Consider the following 18,290-nt stretch of genomic DNA (forward strand, 5'->3'; position numbering starts at 1 on the left):
TCATCAGCTCCCACTCCGCACTGCGTGCGTCGCGGACGGGTATGCATGGGAAACCCGGGGCTTCGTTCAAGATCTATGGGAGCCGTCGGCTTCGCCTCGGCGAGGCGCTCTGCACTCACCTGGGAACCCTAACTTCAAATGATATGGCAGGCGCCTTGCAATCACGGTCACGGCACGGGTGCCGTTGCCGTTCCAACAGTGTTCTCGCACACTCTGCCTTGGTGGCAAGGCAGTCATATCTCCAGATTAAGCCAGTCACGGCAAAACCATCTATTTACAACATAAAAAGGCGCTAGCGCCTTTTTATGTTCGTAGCCTAGTACCGCGGGTTTTTGTCAGTGTGCTGTTGCAATAGGGCGCGTGATCGTTTTAAAGCGTCCCTGCCTGTTGCGCATGGTTCCCATTGCGCGCATGCCTCTGCAGTTCTCCGGTGCCCTCTGCGTGGCCTTCGCCAGAAGGTTCGCTGCGCGACGCGCGGTAATGCAGCTTTGGGGTACTCCCTTCGCATCAAGCGCGATGATCTGGTACAACTCGCGATCAATCTCGACTTCTCGCCGATAATCCTCGCCAGTGTCGATCAGTACTTCCAGCAATTTTCGCTGACGATGCCGCTCTTCCCGCGTCACCGCCGGACTCCTGAATATCGAGGCCGCAAGCGTGACCAACTTGTCCAGTTGGCTTAGTTGCCGGTCAACAAGTCCGAAAGCGGACAGGGCAAGTTTTTCGTACTGAAGTGCGTCAACAGGTGGGCGCGATGTGGTTCGTGAATTCTTGGCGGATTTACTCATGGCGCGATCTCCCTGAAACTTACCTGGACCGCCCGACGCACTAGCTTGTAGTTTGCAAAGTGGTGAGCGGGCTCAATGACAAGGTTGGCGACCGGTGCCAAACGAAAACCGGCAGGCCCGAAGGCCTCCCCATCACGGCCCGCCCATAAGACGCGCAGAGATAGACACAGACCTGCCGAGACAGGTCTGCGTTTGGCAACAGGCCGCCAAGCCTGACCGTCGTTGTTTTGACGGCGAATTGAGTTTAAAACGTATCGTTTCGCGAGTGATCGCCTGCCAGGGCTAAAGAGCGCCGGAAACCATCATTTCCGAAATTTCCCAAACGCGTGCCCAAACACAGGACTACAGCACCGAAGAAACTTCAGCAAAGAAACGGAGTATTGATAGATAACGGACCGCGACGTCGCGCGAAGCGCGACGGGGCAAACGCTTCCGGCGAGCACGAAGTGTGAGACGGGAAGTATGACGTCCTTGTCACTAACGCCGAATGCGAGAGAACACAGATTCCAGATGCACCACTACCCGTTGCAGGCTACGGTGCCCACTTAGCATTAGCGGTTTGAGCGCACACAGCTCGCTCATATTTGCGCTGTGGTGAGCGGGCTCAGTAATACGGTTGGCAGACTGGCACCACAGCAAACCAGCAGACCCGAAGATCTCCCTATCACGGCCCGCCCATAGCAAGAAGACGCGCTGAAACAGACGCACGACCTGCCGGGGCAGGAGTACGTGCGTGGTGTGCAGGCTGCCAAGCCCGGCCATCGCTGACTCGACGGCGAATTGAGTTTAAAACGTATCGTTTCGCGAGTGATCGCCTGCCTGGGCTAAAGAGCGTGGGAAACCACCATTTCCGAAATTTCCCAAACGCGCGCCCGAACACAGAACTACAGCACCGAAGAAACTTCAGCAAAGAAACGGAGCATTGATAGATAACCGACCGCGACGGGGCAAACGCTTCCGGCGAGCACGAAGTGTGAGACGGGAAGTATGACGCCCTTGTCACTGACGCCGAATGCGAGAGAGCACAGATTCCAGATGCACCACTACCCGTAGCAGACAATGGTGCCCGCTTAGCAGGGGCTTCTAGCCGCTTTCTTTGCTTATCTTTCTTTGCGGCGGCAAAGAAAGTAAGTGCCGCCCCGCACAGGGGCAACGCTAATAGACCACTAACAATTCAAGGAAAGGCACCAAAGCCAGAACAAGGAAAGGCCAAAGCCCTAAGAACACGGCCAAAACAAGCGCCGCAAAAGGCAAAACAAAAACCTCAAGCAGCCACCAACATCCCATCCGCGGAGCGCCCCACCTGCTGCCGAGCAGCAAACGCCTCCCCGATCATCAGCAGACTAGGCTGCGAAGCATCAAGCCACTGCTGAGCCTCGCCACAAGCGAGGCCCGAAAGCGTAAGAGTAAGCATCCGCTCACGAGGCGTACTACACGCCTCCACAATCGCCACAGGAGTCGCGCCATCGCGCCCAGCATCAATCAACTCTTGCGCTATCTCAGGCCCGCTATCCCGCCCCATATAGAACACGAGCGAATCCGCATTCACCTGCTCCCGAATCGCCGCAGTATCAGCCGCCCGGCTATGCGTAGCCAACGCAACACTGCGAGACACGCCGCGAAGCGTCAACGACCGCTTCAACGTCGCCGCACTGGCAAGCGCCGCCGTAATCCCAGGCACCACCTCATACTCGACACCCGCCGCCTCAAGCGCCCGCATCTCCTCATCAGCACGCCCAAACAACATCGGATCGCCGCCCTTCAACCGCACCACCACGTCGTGCTCAAGCGCAGCATCGACAATCTGCTTGTTGATGAACTGCTGCGCGGTCGACAACTGCCCGCACCGCTTGCCAACCGCAATCCGCCGCGCGTGGGAGGGTGCGTAGTCGAGCATTGCCGGCTCGACAAGCGCGTCGTGCAACACGACATCAGCCGTGCCGAGCAGCCGCGCGCCGCGCACCGTGATGAGATCCGCGGCCCCTGGCCCTGCACCGATCAGATACACCTTACCCATTCGCCTTAACCCCATTCGTCCAGTTCGTGCGAAACCCGAAGCCGCGAGCGCGCGTTAGTTGCCCAACAAGTGACTCAAGCCGAAAACGCCCGGATCATCCCGGCCGCGACGGTGTGATGCGTCGCTTCGTCGATCAGCACGAATGCGCCCGTGCCCTGATGCGAGTCGTACACGTCGCACACCAGCGGCTTTTGCAACGTCAGCGATACGCGGCCGATGTCGTTCATCGTCAGGTCCTTGCGATCGGTCGCCTGCGACAGCGTATGCACGTCGAGCACTTCCTTGATCGCGCCGATCCGAGCGAACACCGTATTGGTGGTCTGCTTCAGCAGATACTTGCGTTGCGTCGACAGCGGCGTGTCGTCGAACCAGCACAGATCTGCTTCCAGCTTCTTGGCCGGTTCCGGCGCTGCTTCGCGCAGCACGAAGGTGTCGCCGCGCGATACGTCGACGTCTTCCGCCAGGCGAATCGTCACGGTTTGGCCGGCAAACGCGCGGTCCACCGCTGCCGTTCCGCCCGTCACCGGCGCGATGATCTCGGCAACCGTCGCTTCACGGTTCGCCGGCAGCACGACAATGGTATCGCCGACCTTCACCTCGCCCGCTTCGACACGGCCCATGTAGCCGCGGAAATCGTCGGCCTGGCTGCCGTCCTGACGTGCGACCCATTGCACCGGGAAACGCAGCGCCTGGCCCGTCGGAACTTCCACCGGCAACGCTTCGAGCAAATCGAGCAGCGGCTCGCCCGCGTACCACGGCATGCTTTCGCTAGCGGTCACGATGTTGTCGCCCTTCAGCGCCGACACCGGCACGAAGCGCACATCGTTCAGACCGAGTTGACGCGCGAGTTCGACATACGCATCGCGAATCTCGTTGAAACGCGTTTCGCTATAGTCGACGAGGTCCATCTTGTTGATCGCGACGATCGCGTGTTGCAAGCCGAGCAGCTTCACCAGTGCACTGTGGCGCTTGGTTTGCGGCAGCAGTTGCGCAACACCATCGATGAACGTCACACGCGTTGCGTCGACCAGGATAATCGCTGCATGTGCGGTCGATGCGCCCGTCACCATGTTGCGCGTGTACTGCTCGTGGCCCGGCGTGTCGGCGATGATGAACTTGCGCTTAGCCGTTGCAAAGTAACGGTAGGCGACGTCGATCGTGATGCCTTGCTCACGTTCGGCTTCGAGGCCGTCCGTCAACAACGACAAATCGATTTCGTCGCCAACGGTACGCTTATTCTTCGCGCGCGACAGTGCGGAGAGCTGGTCGCTCAACACCGCTTTGCTGTCGTACAGCAGGCGGCCGATCAACGTGCTCTTGCCATCGTCGACGCTACCCGCAGTAATGAAACGCAGCACGCCGAGGTCTTCTGGTTGGTGAATACCGCTCATGATTGCTTTACCTTGGTTCGTGTGCTTAGAAATAACCTTGCTTCTTACGCTGTTCCATCGCGGCTTCGGAGACCTGGTCGTCCATCCGCGTCGCGCCGCGTTCCGTGATTTCGGTCACGGCCGTTTCGGCGATGATCTTCTCGAGATCATCCGCATCGCTTTCCACCGGGCACGTGCAGCTGATATCGCCCACCGTGCGGAAACGCACCAGCGCGGTTTCGCTGGTCTCGCCTTCACGCATCGGCGTAAGCGGCGTAACCGGCACGAGCAGGCCGTTGCGGCGCACGATTTCGCGTTGATGCGCGTAATAGATCGACGGCAGCTCAAGTTGTTCGCGGGCGATGTATTGCCACACGTCGAGTTCGGTCCAGTTCGAGATCGGGAACACGCGCAGGTGTTCGCCGTTATGCAGACGCGCGTTATACAGGCTCCACAGTTCCGGGCGCTGCGCCTTCGGATCCCATTGGCCGAATTCGTCGCGGAACGAGAAGATCCGTTCTTTCGCTCGGGCCTTTTCTTCGTCGCGGCGCGCGCCGCCGATCAACGCGGTGTACTCATGTTCGGCGATCGTTTCGAGCAGCGTCACGGCTTGCGCAGCATTGCGCGAATCCAGTTCGCGGCGCAGACGCACGGTGCCACGCTTGATCGAATCTTCAACGTGACCCACCACCAGTTCAGCGCCGATCTCTTTCGCACGGCGATCGCGGAAGTCGATCACTTCGTCGTAGTTGTGACCGGTGTCGATATGCACGAGCGGGAACGGCAGAACGGTCTTGCGATTTGCGCCAATGCCGAAGGCTTTCAGTGCGAGGTGCAGCACCACGACCGAATCCTTGCCACCCGAAAACAGCAACGCGGGCTTGCTGCATTCGGCGACCAGTTCGCGCAGGATGTGGATCGACTCGGCCTCGAGCCAATCGAGGTGATCCATCCGGTTCGCCGTGTTGGTAAGCGGTGCATTCACAGTGGAATCGAGCGTGGTGCTCATGTTTGGGTCCTTCGTTGATTCGCGTCGCAAACGGTTGCTTGCGTCGCGGAAGTATTCAAATCGGTATGTGAGGCGTTCAGGTCGGAAACCAAGGCCTGAACCACCTGAATGCTTTATGCCGAAGCGTTTTCGCTGCTGATGACGCTGATCGGCGTAATCGTCGTGATGTGCAGGCCGCACTCCTTCGTATCGCGCGACTCCCACCACCAGCGCCCTGCCCGGCTGTCTTCACCAGGACGGATTGCGCGGGTACAAGGCTCGCAGCCGATGCTCGGATAACCGCGCGCATGCAGCGGATTGACCGGCACGTCCAATGCTTTCAGATAGTCCCACACTTCGGCTTCGGTCCAGTCCGTCAGCGGATTGAACTTGGCGATATTGCGAGCGGCGTCGTGTTCTTCCTCGTGCAGTTCAGCACGCGTCACCGACTGCTCGCGGCGCTGACCCGTCACCCATGCGCTGACATCCGACAGCGCGCGGTTCAACGGCTCGACTTTGCGAATCTCGCAGCAACGCTTGCGCAGATCGACGCTTTCATAAAACGCGTTCAGACCATGCGAGCCGACATACTCTTCAACCGCGGCGGCTTGCGGGTGAAATTGCTCGATATCGTAACCGTAGCGCTCTTTCACGCGATCGAGCATGCCCAGCGTTTCCGCGTGCAGACGGCCTGTGTTCAGCGAGAAAATGCCGATCTTGACGCCACGCGACAGAATCGCGTGCGTGAGCAGCATGTCTTCCGCTGCGAGGCTGCTGGCGAGCTTCACGTTCGCGTGACGCGCGGCGATCGAATCGAGCAGCGCATCAAGGCGCTCGACCTTCGCAGCGAGTTCCGGCGTGAGCAATTGTGCGCCGCTCATACCGAGGCCTTCGCCAGTTCGCCCGCTTCGCGGCGACGGAACAGCGGCGACGAGTTCACCGCGCCCTGATAGTTGAAGCTGAATTCGTCGAACGCCTTGAGCGCGTCGTCGAAGTCTTTGTCTTCGCGCAGTGCATAGGCGTCGAAGCCGCAGCGGAACATGAACGCCAGCTGATCGCGCAGCACATCGCCGATCGCGCGCAGTTCGCCCTTGTAGCCATAACGCTCGCGCAACAGGCGGCCAATGCTATAGCCGCGGCCATCGCGGAACACCGGGAAATCCACGCCGATCAGCGCGATCGTGTCGAAATCGCCGACGATATCTGCCGGTTCGCTATCCGGCGCGAGCCACACGCCGATTTCAGCGGTGCTGCGCGAAGCGATCAGCGCGTCGCGCGAAGCTTGCCACAGCGCGAGCGGCACCAGCACCTTGCCGGCCGGCAATGCGTCGACTGCGGGCAGCGTGCCGTCTTCAGCGGCGCGCACCACCGTCCAGTCATCGTTGACGATCGCGCGATTCTTGATAATAGAAGCCATCTGTTCAGTATCCTTTTCGCGGTTACGCGTGAGCCGGTTGACGCGAGGCGTACACACGTTCCTTGAACGGGGCCATGCCGATTCGGTTGTACGTTTCGATGAAGCGCTCGCCTTCGTGGCGATTCTCCACGAACGTGTCGATCACTTTGCTCATCACGTCCGGCATTTCTTCCGCCGAGAACGACGGGCCGATCACGCGGCCGAGATGCGCACCAGTTGCACCCGTGCCCTGCTCGCCGCCGAGCGTCACCTGATACCACTCCGAACCGTCCTTATCGACGCCCAGAATGCCGATGTTGCCGACGTGGTGGTGACCGCAAGCATTGATACAACCCGAGATGTTCAGCGACACGTCGCCGAGGTCGTACACGTAGTCGAGATCGTTGAAACGCTCCTGAATCGCCAGCGCGATCGGAATCGACTTCGCATTCGCGAGCGAGCAGAAATCGCCGCCCGGGCACGCGATGATGTCGGTCAGCAAGCCGATGTTCGGCGTCGCGAAACCTTGCGCCTTGGCCTTTTCCCACAGCGCGAACAGGTCGCGCTTCTTCACGTTCGCGAGAATCAGGTTCTGTTCGTGCGACACGCGGATTTCGCCGAGCGAGTACTCGTCGGCCCAATCGGCGACCGCTTCCATCTGCGCGTCGGTAGCATCGCCCGGGGCGATCGTGGTCGGCTTCAACGACAGCGTGACGGACGAATAGCCCGACACTTTGTGAGGACGCACGTTACGTTCGACCCAACGGGCGAACGCACGGTTTTCCAGCAGATGGTTCTCGAACGAAGCATCCGTATCCGGCAGTTTTTCATACACCGGCGGCTGGAAGTATTGCGACACGCGGTCTACTTCAGCTTGCGTCAGCGTCGACGGACCGTCCTTCAGGTGTTGCCATTCTTCTTCGACCTGCGCCGAGAATTTCTCCGGGCTCAGTGCCTTCACGAGAATCTTGATGCGCGCCTTGTACATGTTGTCGCGGCGGCCGTAGCGGTTGTACACACGCAGCACGGCTTCGCAGTACGTCAGCAGGTGTTGCCACGGCAGGTCCTTGCGGATGATCGCGCCGATGATCGGCGTACGGCCCATGCCGCCGCCGGCCAGGATGTCGGCCACCAGTTCGCCCTGCTCGTTCGTCTTCAGGTACACGCCCATGTCGTGAATCTGCACAGCAGCGCGGTCTTCCTTCGAACCCGACACGGCGATCTTGAACTTACGCGGCAGCCACGCGAATTCCGGGTGGAACGTCGACCATTGGCGCAGGATTTCTGCCCAGGGGCGCGGATCGACCACTTCATCCGGCGCCACACCCGCGAACTGGTCAGCCGTGATGTTACGGATACAGTTGCCCGAGGTCTGGATGCCGTGCATTTGCACGGCCGCGAGCTTGCGCAGGATTTCCGGCGTCTCTTCGAGCTGGATCCAGTTGTACTGGATGTTCGAGCGCGTCGAAAAGTGACCGTAGCCGCGGTCGTGCTCGCGCGCGATCTGGGCCAGCACGCGCATCTGGTCGCTGCGCAGGTTGCCGTACGGAATCGCGATGCGGTGCATGTACGCATGGCGCTGCATGTACAGGCCGTTCTGCAGGCGCAGCGGACGGAACTCCTCTTCGCTCAATTCGCCCGACAAGCGGCGGCGAACCTGATCGGCGTATTGCGCGACCCGCTCATCGACGATGGTCTGGTCGTACTGATCGTATTGGTACATTCGGGGACCCCAATTTTTGCGTGACACACGACGGTCCGGGGGCCGGCCACCCGGTTCCGCCGCGGCTTGAATACCTCTATTTGTCAGGTCAGGCGAATGAGGGTTTAGACCCATCTCTCATTTGCTTATGACAAATACAGATATCCATATTGAAAAAGATGGACAGATCGTAATAAACTCGCCTTATATTTCAAACGACTAAAAAATTCTTTTGATATGCGGAGAGGTTATATATGAACCTGCATCAATTCCGCTTCGTCCGCGAGGCTGTGCGGCAGAATTTCAACCTGACCGAAGCGGCCAAAGCACTGTTTACAAGCCAGCCGGGCGTCTCCAAGGCGATCATCGAGCTGGAAGACGAGCTGGGCGTCGAAATCTTCACACGACACGGCAAGCGCGTGCGCTCGCTGACCGAGCCGGGGCGCATCATTCTTCAGTCGGTTGAGAAGATTCTGCAGGAAGTGGAGAGCCTCAAGCGGGTCGGTAAAGATTACGCAGCCCAGGATCAGGGCAACCTGGTAATCGCCGCCACCCACACCCAAGCGCGCTACTCACTTCCGGCCGCGATCGCCGAATTCAAGAAGCGCTTCCCGAAAGTTCACCTTTCAATTCTGCAAGGCAGCCCGACCCAGGTGGCCGAAATGGTCATCCATGACCAGGCGGACCTGTGCATCGCCACCGAAGCGATCGCTAACTATAAGGAGCTGGTTTCGCTGCCCTGCTTCCAGTGGCACCACGTCGCCGTGATGCAACCGGATCATCCGCTGCTCGACCGCAAACTTTTGTCGCTGGATGATCTGACCCAATATCCGCTGATTACGTACGACAACGCGTTTGCCGGCCGCACCAAGATCAACGAGGCGTTCCGCCTGCGCGGGCTGCATCCGGACATCGTGCTGGAGGCGATCGACGCCGACGTGATCAAGACCTATGTGGAACTGGGTCTGGGCGTCGGCATCATGGCGGATATCGCGTTCAACGCCGAGCGCGACCGCCATTTGCGCGCCATGCCGGTCGGCCACCTGTTCGGCAGCAATGTGACGCGGGTCGCGCTGAAACAGGGCGCCTATCTGCGCAGCTATGTGTATACGCTCGTCGAATTGCTGTCGCCGAGCATGAACCGCAAGCTGATCGAACAGGCGCTCAAAGGCGAACACGAAACCTACGAACTTTGAACTGACTACGCTTCCTGCTACGGAGACCCTTGATGACGTCGCATAAGAACAAACTTCGCGGCCTGGCCGCTCTCGGCGCGCTCTTGCTCGCTACCGCAGCACAGGCCGACATCAAGGTCGGCATCGATCTGTCGAGCACCGGCCCCGCGGCCGTGATCGGCATCACGAGCAAGAACGCGATGCTGATGTGGCCGGCCACGATCGCCGGCCAGAAAGCGGACTACATCTTCCTCGACGACGCTTCCGACCCGGGCGCGGCGGTGCGCAACATCCGCAAGCTGATCAATGAGGACCACGTCGACGTGATCGTCGGCCCGAATATCACGCCGGCGGCAATGGCTGCGCTCGATCCGGTCGCGGAAAGCCAGACACCGATGATCACGCTGATCGGCTCGGCAAGCGTGGTCGAGCCCCAGGAAGGCAAGAAGGTGTGGGCCTACAAGATGGCGCAGACCGACAGCGCGATGGCCGACGTGATGACGCGCTACATGTCGAACCACAACGTGAAGACGGTGGGCTTCATCGGTTTCGCGGACGGCTACGGCGAGAGCTGGCTAAACGAGTTCAGCAAGTTCGCGGCCTTGCGGCATATTCAACTGGTGGCGACGGAACGCTATAACCGGACGGATGCCAGCGTCACCGGCCAGATTCTCAAACTGATGGCCGCCAAGCCCGACGCGATCCTGATCGCCGGCGCCGGCACGCCGACCGTGCTACCGCAGCGCACGCTGATCGAACGCGGCTTCAAAGGCCCGATCTATCAGACGCACGGCATCGCCACGCCCGAGTTCATCAAGCTGGGCGGCAAGGACGTGGAAGGCACGCTGTTCCCGACGCAGCCGGTGGTGGTGGCGCGCACGTTGCCGGCCGATCATCCGGCGAAGAAGGCGGCGCTTGCGTTCACCAACGAATACGAGGCGAAGTACGGCCCGGGCAGCGTGACCCAATTTGCGGGCGATGCGGCGGGTGTGTACCCGCGTTTGCAGGATGCAGTTGCGCGTGCGTTGAAGACGGCGCAGCCGGGCACGCCGGCTTTCCGCACCGCATTGCGTGACGAACTGGAGCATGCGCATGAACTGGTCGTGCCGAACGGTGTGGTCAATACGAGCCCGAAGGACCACGTTGGTCTGGATCAGCGCGCGAGCGTGATGGGCATCATCAGGAACGGCAAGTTCGTTTATTTGAGCCAGTGAGGGTTGCGGCGCAAGTTCGGACGCAAAGTGGACACCGTGAAGGATCACGCCATCAGGGATAAGACCGCGCAATGATGCAACTTCGCACGCCCCGCGCGAAGTTGCTACAGTGGAAGTCTTTCCCCGACCAGCCGTCCCACATCATGCGCACCACCCGAGCCATCCACGCCGTCGAGCGGCTAAAAACCCGCAGCGGCAACCCGCAGTTCGCGGCGATCAGCCTGTCCGGCGGCCTGTTTTATCTGGTCGACAAATCGAGCGGTACCGATAAGAAAGTCTCCGATCCGCTGACGCTCGACGATTTCGTCAAATTCGTCGATGGTTTCGGACCGCCGAAGCCGCGCAAAGCGAGCAAGCTCGATATTGCTTTTGAAGAGCAGATCAAGAAGAGCAAGGGCGGTTGAGGACGTGGGGCGCGCGACGCCAACACCGGGCTTTTAGCGGCGGCGGAGGTAGCTCGGCTACTACGCTCAACCGTTCGCAATCTCTTGCCACTGACCGTCCGCCGCGCTGCTTGCCAACACGGCGTCGATAAAACGTAGGCCCGCCACACCGTCATCCACCGTCGTGAGCAACAGGCTTTCAGGGGGCAACGGTTGACCTGCATTCAATGCTTCGATCTGTAACGCCGCATCCTTGTACAACTGCGCGAACGCCTCCAGATAGCCTTCAGGGTGCCCCTGAGGCACACGCGTCGCATGCGCCGCGATCGCACTTTTCACCCGTCCGCGCGTCAGTCGCTCCGCCGAACCACCCAGCGGCGTGAACCACAGTTCGTTCGGATTTTCCTGATCGAACGCGAGATTCGCTTTCGTCCCATACACCCGCAGACGCAGCGCATTCTCCGCGCCGCTTGCCACCTGACTCGCCCACAGCATGCCGCGCGCACCGTTCGAATAGCGCAGCATCGCCTGCACGTGATCGTCGATACGGCGTCCTGGCACGAAGGTATGCAATTCGGCGGATAGCGACGACGGCGTCATCCCCGTGATGAAGGCAGCGAGGTGATAGGCATGCGTGCCGATATCGCCGAGGCAGCCGGCAGGTCCCGCTAAAGAAGGATCCGTGCGCCAGCCTGCCTGCTTGTTCGTACCGCTCGCTTCTATCGGTTCAGCCAGCCAGTCCTGCGCGTATTCGACTTGCACCACGCGTATTTCACCGAGCTCGCCTTGTTCGACGAGCTCGCGAGCATGGCGCACCATCGGATAACCGGAATACGTATGCGTCAGCGCGAACAGTTTGTTCTTCTCGCGCGCGAGCTTCGCGAGCGCCTCGCCTTCCGCCAACGAAATCGCCAGCGGTTTGTCGCACACCACATGAATGCCCGCTTCGAGAAAAGCCGTCGCCACCGGCGCATGCAGATGATTCGGTGTGACGATCGCGACCGCGTCGATACCGTCGTCGCGCGCGGCTTCGGCGCGCGCCATCTCGCGCCAGTCTGCATAGCTGCGCGCGATGCCGGCCTCAGCGGCGCTCGCCTGTGCGCGCTGCGGATCGGACGACAACGCGCCCGCTACCAGTTCGAACCGGTCGTCGAGCCGCGCCGCGATTCGATGCACCGCGCCGATAAATGCGCCCTGGCCGCCACCGACCATGCCGAGCCTGAGTCTTCTTTGTGCCATCGCACTCACTCCTTTGCGATCTGCTTCATCCACTTCACGGTTAGCTCGCAGCCAACTCGTTGTCAAATGCCTAGCACGCGTTTTAGCTGCGCTGCATCCACGCCACTGCCCGCGAAATCATCGAATGCATGATCAGCCACGCGAATGATGTGGCGGCGAATGAACTCCGCACCTTCACGCGCGCCGTCCTGGGGATGCTTCAGCGCGCACTCCCATTCCAACACCGCCCAGCCGGGAAAATCGTATTGCGCCATCTTCGAGAAGATCGCGCCGAAATCGATCTGTCCATCACCGAGCGATCGAAAACGCCCTGCGCGTTCGACCCAACCGCTATAGCCGCCATACACACCTTGCTTGCCATTCGGACGAAACTCCGCGTCCTTCACATGGAACGCCTTGATGCGCTCGTGATAGATGTCGATAAACGCAAGGTAGTCGAGTTGCTGCAAAACGAAATGGCTCGGGTCATAAAGGATGTTCGCGCGCGGGTGTTGCTTCACGGCGTCCAGAAAGCGCTCGAAGGTCACGCCGTCATGCAGGTCCTCTCCCGGATGCAGTTCGTAGCACACGTTCACGCCCGCTTCGTCGAACGCATCGAGAATCGGCGTCCAACGGCGCGCGAGTTCCTCAAACGCGGCCTCTATTAAACCTGCAGGACGCTGCGGCCACGGGTAAAGATAAGGCCACGCCAGCGCGCCGGAAAACGACACGTGCGTATCGAGACCCAAACGCTGCGAAGCCTTCGCTGCGAGCTTCATCTGCTCGACAGCCCATTGCGTGCGCGCGGCAGGATCGCCGCGCACATGCTGCGCAGCAAAGCCGTCGAACAACACGTCATAGGCCGGATGCACGGCCACCAGTTGCCCTTGCAGATGCGTCGACAGTTCAGTGATCGTCACGCCCGCGTCTTCCGCGACCTCGCGCAACTCGTCGCAATACGTCTGGCTCGCTGCCGCCTGCTCGAGATCAATCAGACGGGTATCACACGGCACCTGAATCCCCTTGAAGCCGAGACTCGCTGCCCAGCCGGCCAGATGCGCAAAGTTGTCGAACGGCACCTCGTCGCCCATGAATTGGGCGAGAAAGATCGCCGGCCCTTTGATGGTTTTCATCGTACGGTTCCTCGAACTGTGACGCGCCTGTCACGCCTCTACGACAGAGACATGGCAAGCGCGCGCCGGATGCCCAGGATCAGAACGGCGAGTCAGGAAAATAGAACTGCTGTGCGTTTTCCTTCGTGATCAGCACCGACGGAATGATCGTGGTCGGCGGCAGTTTTTCGCCCTTCAGACGCGCCTCTGCGGTGAGCTTGATCGCGTCGTAGATGAATTTCGGCGAGTACGACACGTCAGCCTTGATCATCGGCGCGCCGTCCATCACGTTCTTCACCATGCCCTTCGAACCCGCGCCGCCGAATACGATCTTGATGTCGGTACGCTTGGCCTGCTCGATCGCCTTGATGACGCCAACGGCCATGTCGTCGTCGGCGGCCCAGACCGCGTCGATGTGTTTGAAGCGCGTGAGGTAATCCTGCATCACCTTGAAGGCGTCGTCGCGATTCCAGTTCGCATACTTACCGTCGAGAATCTTGATGTTCGGATACGCCTTCAGTACGCCCGTAAACGCGGTCCAGCGTTCGTTGTCGAGCGTCGTCGGAATGCCACGCAGCGCGACGATGTCACCCTTGCCGTCGAGCGCTTTCGCCAGATACTCGGCGGGAATCTTGCCGAACGCCGTGTTGTCACCCGCAACATACGCATCCTGTGCGCTGGTATCCGTCAGGCCGCGATCCACTACTGTCACGTACACGCCCTTCTTCTTCACCTGAGCCACCGGCTGCGTGAGCGAGGCCGATTCGAACGGGAAAATCACCAATGCGTTGATCTTGTTCACCGTCACCAGATCCTGCAGCTGGTTCGCCTGTTCGGGCGCGCCGGCCGCGGTCTTCACGATTACCTTGAGATCAGGGTGCGCTTTCTCCAGATCGGTTTTCGCCTTGTTCGCCCACCAGACGATGCCGCCCGTAAAGCCGTGGTCGGCAGTCGGAATCGCGACGCCCAGCGTGACCTTTTCATCGGCACGCGCAACGCCTGCCGTACCTAGTATTCCCAACGCCAGCATGCCGGCGCCGACCGCTCGAATGACCTGCTTCATGGTTGTGTCTCCTATTGTGAGGCGTTCATGCGCCCCGATTCTCGAACTTGCCGCTGTATTCCTTGAAGCTCAACGCCCACCACCTACCGCCGTCCGCGCTGCACAAACGCGACGAAGATAATCACGACGCCCTGCACCGCCGCGTTCAGATACACGCTGATGATGCTGGTCAGATTCAGAATATTGGCGATCACCGAAAGCAGGATCGCGCCGATCACCGTGCCGACCACGCGCCCTTCGCCGCCCTTCAGCGCAGTGCCGCCCACCACCACTGACGCAATCGCCTCGAGTTCCCACAGCAAACCCGTGGTCGGCGTGGCCGAACCGAGCCGCGGCACATACAGCACCGTCGCGACGCCGACGCAAATACCGAGCAGCACGTACGTCACGATCTTCACGGTATCGACGCGAATCGCCGCGTAGCGCGCAACCTGTTCGTTCGAGCCGATCGCCTGCACGTGGCGGCCAAACGCCGTGCGATTGAGAATCAACGCGCCGCCCGCCGCAACGACGAGGAACACCCAGATCGGAACGGGCACGCCAAAGAAGCTCGCGTAATAAACCGGTCCGTATAGATCGGACAGCGAGTTATCCAATGTCAGCGCGCCGCCGTCCGCGAGCCACGTCAGCACCGCGCGAAAAATGCCCAACGTACCCAACGTAACGATGAACGGCTCGATGCGCCCTTTGGTAATCAGCAGCCCATGCGCGCAGCCGAACAACCCGCCGAGCACCAGCGCGAACACAATGCCGAGCGTGAGAATCAGCAAGGGCGCGAACGTATGGCCACCGACACCCGCAGCGAGTCCGTTCATCAGCCAGATCATGCTGCCCGCGATCAACGCCGCCATCGACCCGACCGACAAATCGATGCCGCCCGAAATGATCACGAAGGTCATGCCGACCGCGATGATGCCGATGAACGAGGTGCGTGTGAGCACGTTCATCATGTTGTCGAGCGTAGCGAAATCGCGGTTGAGCAGCGTGCCGACGATGCACAGCAGGATCAGCCCAACGAGCGGCCCGAGCGCATACAGACGATGCGCGAAGCGCAACGCGCGGCCGGATTGGACAGCTTCAGTGGGTGCCGGTCGCATGGGCGATCAACTCCTCTTCGGTCAGGTGTTCGAGCGTGAGCGTGGTTTGCAGGCGTCCCGCGCGCATCACGGCGACGCGATGGCACAAACCAATCAGCTCGATCAGTTCGGATGAAATGACGATCACCGCGCGGCCCTGCGCGGCGAGACGATGAATCAGGAAATAGATGTCGCGTTTCGCGCCGACGTCGACGCCGCGAGTCGGTTCGTCGAGCACGATCACGTTTGGATCAGGTTGCAGGAACTTGGCGAGCGCGAGCTTCTGCTGATTGCCGCCAGAGAGCATGCGCGCGCGGCTCGACAAATCGCCTGTGCGAATGCCGAAGTCGTGAACGGCCTGGGTCAACGCCGCGCGCCCCGCTTTCATATCGAGCAAAGGATGCGCGTAACGCTCGAGCGTCATCAGCGTGACGTTGTCCTGCAGGCTTAGATTCACATGCAGGCCTTTGCCTTTGCGGTCTTCGCTTAGATACGTAATGCCGTGGCGCATGGCGTCGCGCGGGCTCTTCAGATCGGCGCGGCGGCCGGCGATCTCGATGCGGCCCGCCGTGCGTTTGCGCAGGCCAATGAGCGCTTCGAATGCTTCAGTGCGGCCCGCGCCGACGAGGCCCGCAAAACCCAGCACTTCACCAGCGCGCACGTCGAAGCTCAGGTCTTCGACCCAGTCCGGTACAGCAAGGCCTTCTACCTTTAACGCGATCGGCGCGTCGGCAGGCACGGTGATCTTGTCGGGGAACATATCGGACACGTCGCGCCCGACCATCAGATTCGCCATCTGCTGCCGCGCAAGTCCCGCCGTTTCACTGCGTGCGACGAAGCGGCCATCGCGCATCACGATCACTTCGTCGGTGATGCGTTCGACTTCATCGAGCTTGTGCGAGATATAGACGATGGTCACGCCGTCGGCTTTCAGCTTCGCCATCAGCGTAAAGAGGCGCTCGGTTTCGGACGGCGTGAGCGTGGCGGTCGGTTCGTCCATGATGAGCAAACGCGCGCGCCGCGACAGCGCTTTTGCGATCTCCACCATCTGCTTTTCCGCGACGATCAACTCGCGCACTTTCGTATCCGGCGCCTTCTCGAGACCCACCTGCGCCAGAAAACGCGCGGCCTCCGCACGCATTGCAGCGTCGTCGACGAACCAGCCGCGCTTTTTCTCATGGCCGAGATACATGTTCTGCGCGATCGTCAGATGCTCGGCGAGATTGAACTCCTGGTGAATCAGTACGATGCCGGCCGCTTCCGCGTCGCGCGAACCGATGAATTGCTGCGCGTGGCCGTTTACCAGCAAGGTGCCCGAGGTCGCCGTTTCGTAGCCGGCGAGGATTTTCATTAGCGTCGATTTGCCCGCGCCGTTCTCGCCGAGCAAACCGTAGATGCGGCCCGGCGCCAGGTCAAAGCTCACGCCGTGCAGCACGCGCACTGGCCCGAAGTCTTTGCGGATATCGTCAAAGCGAATGGCGAGGCTCATGATTACGCGCTCCTGCGAATCACGAGCCGATGCGGCAGCAGCACGCCCGGCACGTTCGCCAACGGATTCGCGAGCCGCTGCAGCAGGAGGCGCGCGGCGGTTTCGCCAAGTTCGCGCATCGGCTGGGCGATGGTGGTCAGCGGCGGATCGACCTGCGCGGCGAGCGAGATATCGTCGAAGCCGACCACCGCGACGTCGTCCGGCACGCGCTTGCCGACGCTGCGCAAGCCGTGGATCACACCGATCGCCAGCGTGTCGGAGACGGCGAAGATCGCGCTCGGCGCGTGAGGCTGCTGCACCAGCAAGGCCGCTGCCGATGCGCCGGCTTCGTAGTCGAGGCTGTTCAGGTTCATGCGCCAACGCTCGTCCGGCGTGATGCCCGCTTCGGTCAACGCGTCCAGATAGCCTTGCTGACGCTGCCGCGCGTACAGATAGTCGACATCCGAATTGATGAGGCCGATGCGCTGGTGGCCGCGCGCGAGCAGATGCCGAACCGCGTCGCCCGCTGCCTTGTAGTTGTCGATGCCGACATACGGCACGCCCATCTCCGGATCGAACTCGCAGCACGCGACCCACGGCAGCGCGCTGGATGCCTCGCCGAGCGCCTGCTGGATGGTGGCGGGATCGAGGCAGATCGCGCCGTCCGCGCGGCGGCGGCGCAGCAGATCGAAGTAGCTGCGCTCGCGTCCCGGATCGGCGCCCGTGTCGCACAGCAGCATGAAATAGCCGTGCTGGCGCGCGACGCTGTCGATGCCGCGCACGATCTCCGCGTAGAAGGGGTTGCCGACGTCGGGCACCATCGTCAGCAGCAGGCGGCTTTCGGCGGTGCGCAGGTTGCGCGCGAGTTCGTTGACGCGATAGCCGCTGGCATCGACGGCCGCCAAGACCTTGTCGCGCGTGGCGGGCCGCACGTTCTCGTGTCCGTTCAGCACGCGCGACACCGTCGCCACCGAGACCCCCGCCTGCTCCGCCACCTGAGCAATCGAAAGGCCCTCAGCCGGATGCTGCGGCTGAGCCTCAGGCTGCGGGCGCGCTTTCGACGACGGCGACGAAGTCGCTCGGGCCGCTTTGGACACCGACTTGGACAAGGGAATCAGCCTCGAAAATGTAATCGATTACATTTTTGCGCGATGGAAGCGGGAATCGCAAGGACGGATCGCTAGGGATTAACACGGGGTCGAGCGGGCATGGCAAGAGCGGTCCGAGGCGCGACACGGCGGCGCACTGCCCGCGACGGCGTGGATTCGCGCCGCCATTTGGTACAATCCCGCAGTTACCCTGCCGTGGCCTGCCATACGA

16 protein-coding genes are annotated in these 18,290 nt (G+C 61.0%); 3 read left to right on the plus strand and 13 right to left on the minus strand.

Going from position 1 to position 18,290, the window contains the following annotated elements; genetic code table 11:
* Positions 1–335: 335 nt before the first annotated feature.
* From M0D66_RS25340 to M0D66_RS25370, 7 genes are all read right to left on the minus strand, one after another.
* Positions 336–788 carry a hypothetical protein gene (locus M0D66_RS25340; protein ID WP_171929429.1) on the minus strand — a complete coding sequence of 151 codons (453 nt, stop codon included), beginning with the start codon at positions 786–788 and terminating at the stop codon, positions 336–338.
* 1,264 nt (positions 789–2,052) lie between these two features.
* On the minus strand, positions 2,053–2,805 hold the full coding sequence (cobA, locus tag M0D66_RS25345; protein ID WP_266211849.1) for a uroporphyrinogen-III C-methyltransferase: 753 nt from the start codon (positions 2,803–2,805) through the stop codon (positions 2,053–2,055).
* 74 nt (positions 2,806–2,879) lie between these two features.
* Positions 2,880–4,196 (minus strand): sulfate adenylyltransferase subunit 1, encoded by a 1,317-nt coding sequence (locus tag M0D66_RS25350; RefSeq protein ID WP_054042849.1) that lies wholly within the window; start codon positions 4,194–4,196, stop codon positions 2,880–2,882.
* Between the two features lie 25 nt (positions 4,197–4,221).
* Positions 4,222–5,184 (minus strand): sulfate adenylyltransferase subunit CysD, encoded by a 963-nt coding sequence (gene cysD, locus M0D66_RS25355; protein WP_054042851.1) that lies wholly within the window; start codon positions 5,182–5,184, stop codon positions 4,222–4,224.
* Positions 5,185–5,297: 113 nt separating this feature from the next.
* Positions 5,298–6,044 (minus strand): phosphoadenylyl-sulfate reductase, encoded by a 747-nt coding sequence (locus M0D66_RS25360; protein ID WP_093636265.1) that lies wholly within the window; start codon positions 6,042–6,044, stop codon positions 5,298–5,300.
* Positions 6,041–6,580: a DUF934 domain-containing protein gene (locus M0D66_RS25365; protein WP_200618772.1), complete on the minus strand. Its 540-nt coding sequence runs from the start codon at positions 6,578–6,580 to the stop codon at positions 6,041–6,043. Before M0D66_RS25365 ends, M0D66_RS25360 begins: the two co-directional genes overlap by 4 nt.
* 22 nt (positions 6,581–6,602) lie before the next feature.
* The gene (locus M0D66_RS25370) at positions 6,603–8,282 is read right to left on the minus strand and encodes a nitrite/sulfite reductase (RefSeq protein ID WP_200650712.1); all 1,680 of its coding nucleotides are present in this window, start codon (positions 8,280–8,282) and stop codon (positions 6,603–6,605) included.
* A 233-nt stretch (positions 8,283–8,515) separates the two neighbouring features.
* Between M0D66_RS25370 and M0D66_RS25375 the strand changes: the two genes are divergently transcribed.
* From M0D66_RS25375 to M0D66_RS25385, 3 genes are all read left to right on the plus strand, one after another.
* Positions 8,516–9,457, plus strand: a complete 942-nt coding sequence (locus tag M0D66_RS25375; RefSeq protein ID WP_007175965.1) for a CysB family HTH-type transcriptional regulator — start codon at positions 8,516–8,518, stop codon at positions 9,455–9,457.
* Between the two features lie 32 nt (positions 9,458–9,489).
* Complete coding sequence (locus M0D66_RS25380; protein WP_266211852.1) at positions 9,490–10,650, plus strand: ABC transporter substrate-binding protein; 1,161 nt, start codon at positions 9,490–9,492, stop codon at positions 10,648–10,650.
* A gap of 143 nt (positions 10,651–10,793) precedes the next feature.
* The gene (locus tag M0D66_RS25385) at positions 10,794–11,054 is read left to right on the plus strand and encodes a hypothetical protein (protein WP_012432018.1); all 261 of its coding nucleotides are present in this window, start codon (positions 10,794–10,796) and stop codon (positions 11,052–11,054) included.
* A 66-nt stretch (positions 11,055–11,120) separates the two neighbouring features.
* Here M0D66_RS25385 and M0D66_RS25390 read toward each other — a convergent pair whose 3' ends face one another.
* From M0D66_RS25390 to M0D66_RS25415, 6 genes are all read right to left on the minus strand, one after another.
* On the minus strand, positions 11,121–12,272 hold the full coding sequence (locus M0D66_RS25390; protein WP_266211853.1) for a Gfo/Idh/MocA family protein: 1,152 nt from the start codon (positions 12,270–12,272) through the stop codon (positions 11,121–11,123).
* Positions 12,273–12,334: 62 nt separating this feature from the next.
* A complete protein-coding gene (locus M0D66_RS25395) occupies positions 12,335–13,384 on the minus strand; it encodes a sugar phosphate isomerase/epimerase (RefSeq protein ID WP_093636275.1) in 1,050 nt (349 codons plus the stop codon).
* Between the two features lie 79 nt (positions 13,385–13,463).
* Positions 13,464–14,426: a substrate-binding domain-containing protein gene (locus tag M0D66_RS25400; RefSeq protein WP_054042876.1), complete on the minus strand. Its 963-nt coding sequence runs from the start codon at positions 14,424–14,426 to the stop codon at positions 13,464–13,466.
* Positions 14,427–14,509: 83 nt separating this feature from the next.
* Positions 14,510–15,523, minus strand: a complete 1,014-nt coding sequence (locus M0D66_RS25405; RefSeq protein WP_093636277.1) for an ABC transporter permease — start codon at positions 15,521–15,523, stop codon at positions 14,510–14,512.
* Positions 15,504–16,991, minus strand: coding sequence for a sugar ABC transporter ATP-binding protein (locus tag M0D66_RS25410; RefSeq protein ID WP_266211854.1), 1,488 nt, complete (start codon positions 16,989–16,991; stop codon positions 15,504–15,506). The genes M0D66_RS25405 and M0D66_RS25410 overlap by 20 nt, the downstream gene beginning before the upstream one ends.
* Positions 16,992–16,993: 2 nt before the next feature.
* Positions 16,994–18,079, minus strand: a complete 1,086-nt coding sequence (locus M0D66_RS25415) for a LacI family DNA-binding transcriptional regulator (protein WP_200618777.1) — start codon at positions 18,077–18,079, stop codon at positions 16,994–16,996.
* Positions 18,080–18,290: the final 211 nt, after the last annotated feature.

This window comes from Paraburkholderia sp. SECH2, assembly GCF_030464795.1.
Taxonomy (GTDB): domain Bacteria; phylum Pseudomonadota; class Gammaproteobacteria; order Burkholderiales; family Burkholderiaceae; genus Paraburkholderia; species Paraburkholderia aspalathi.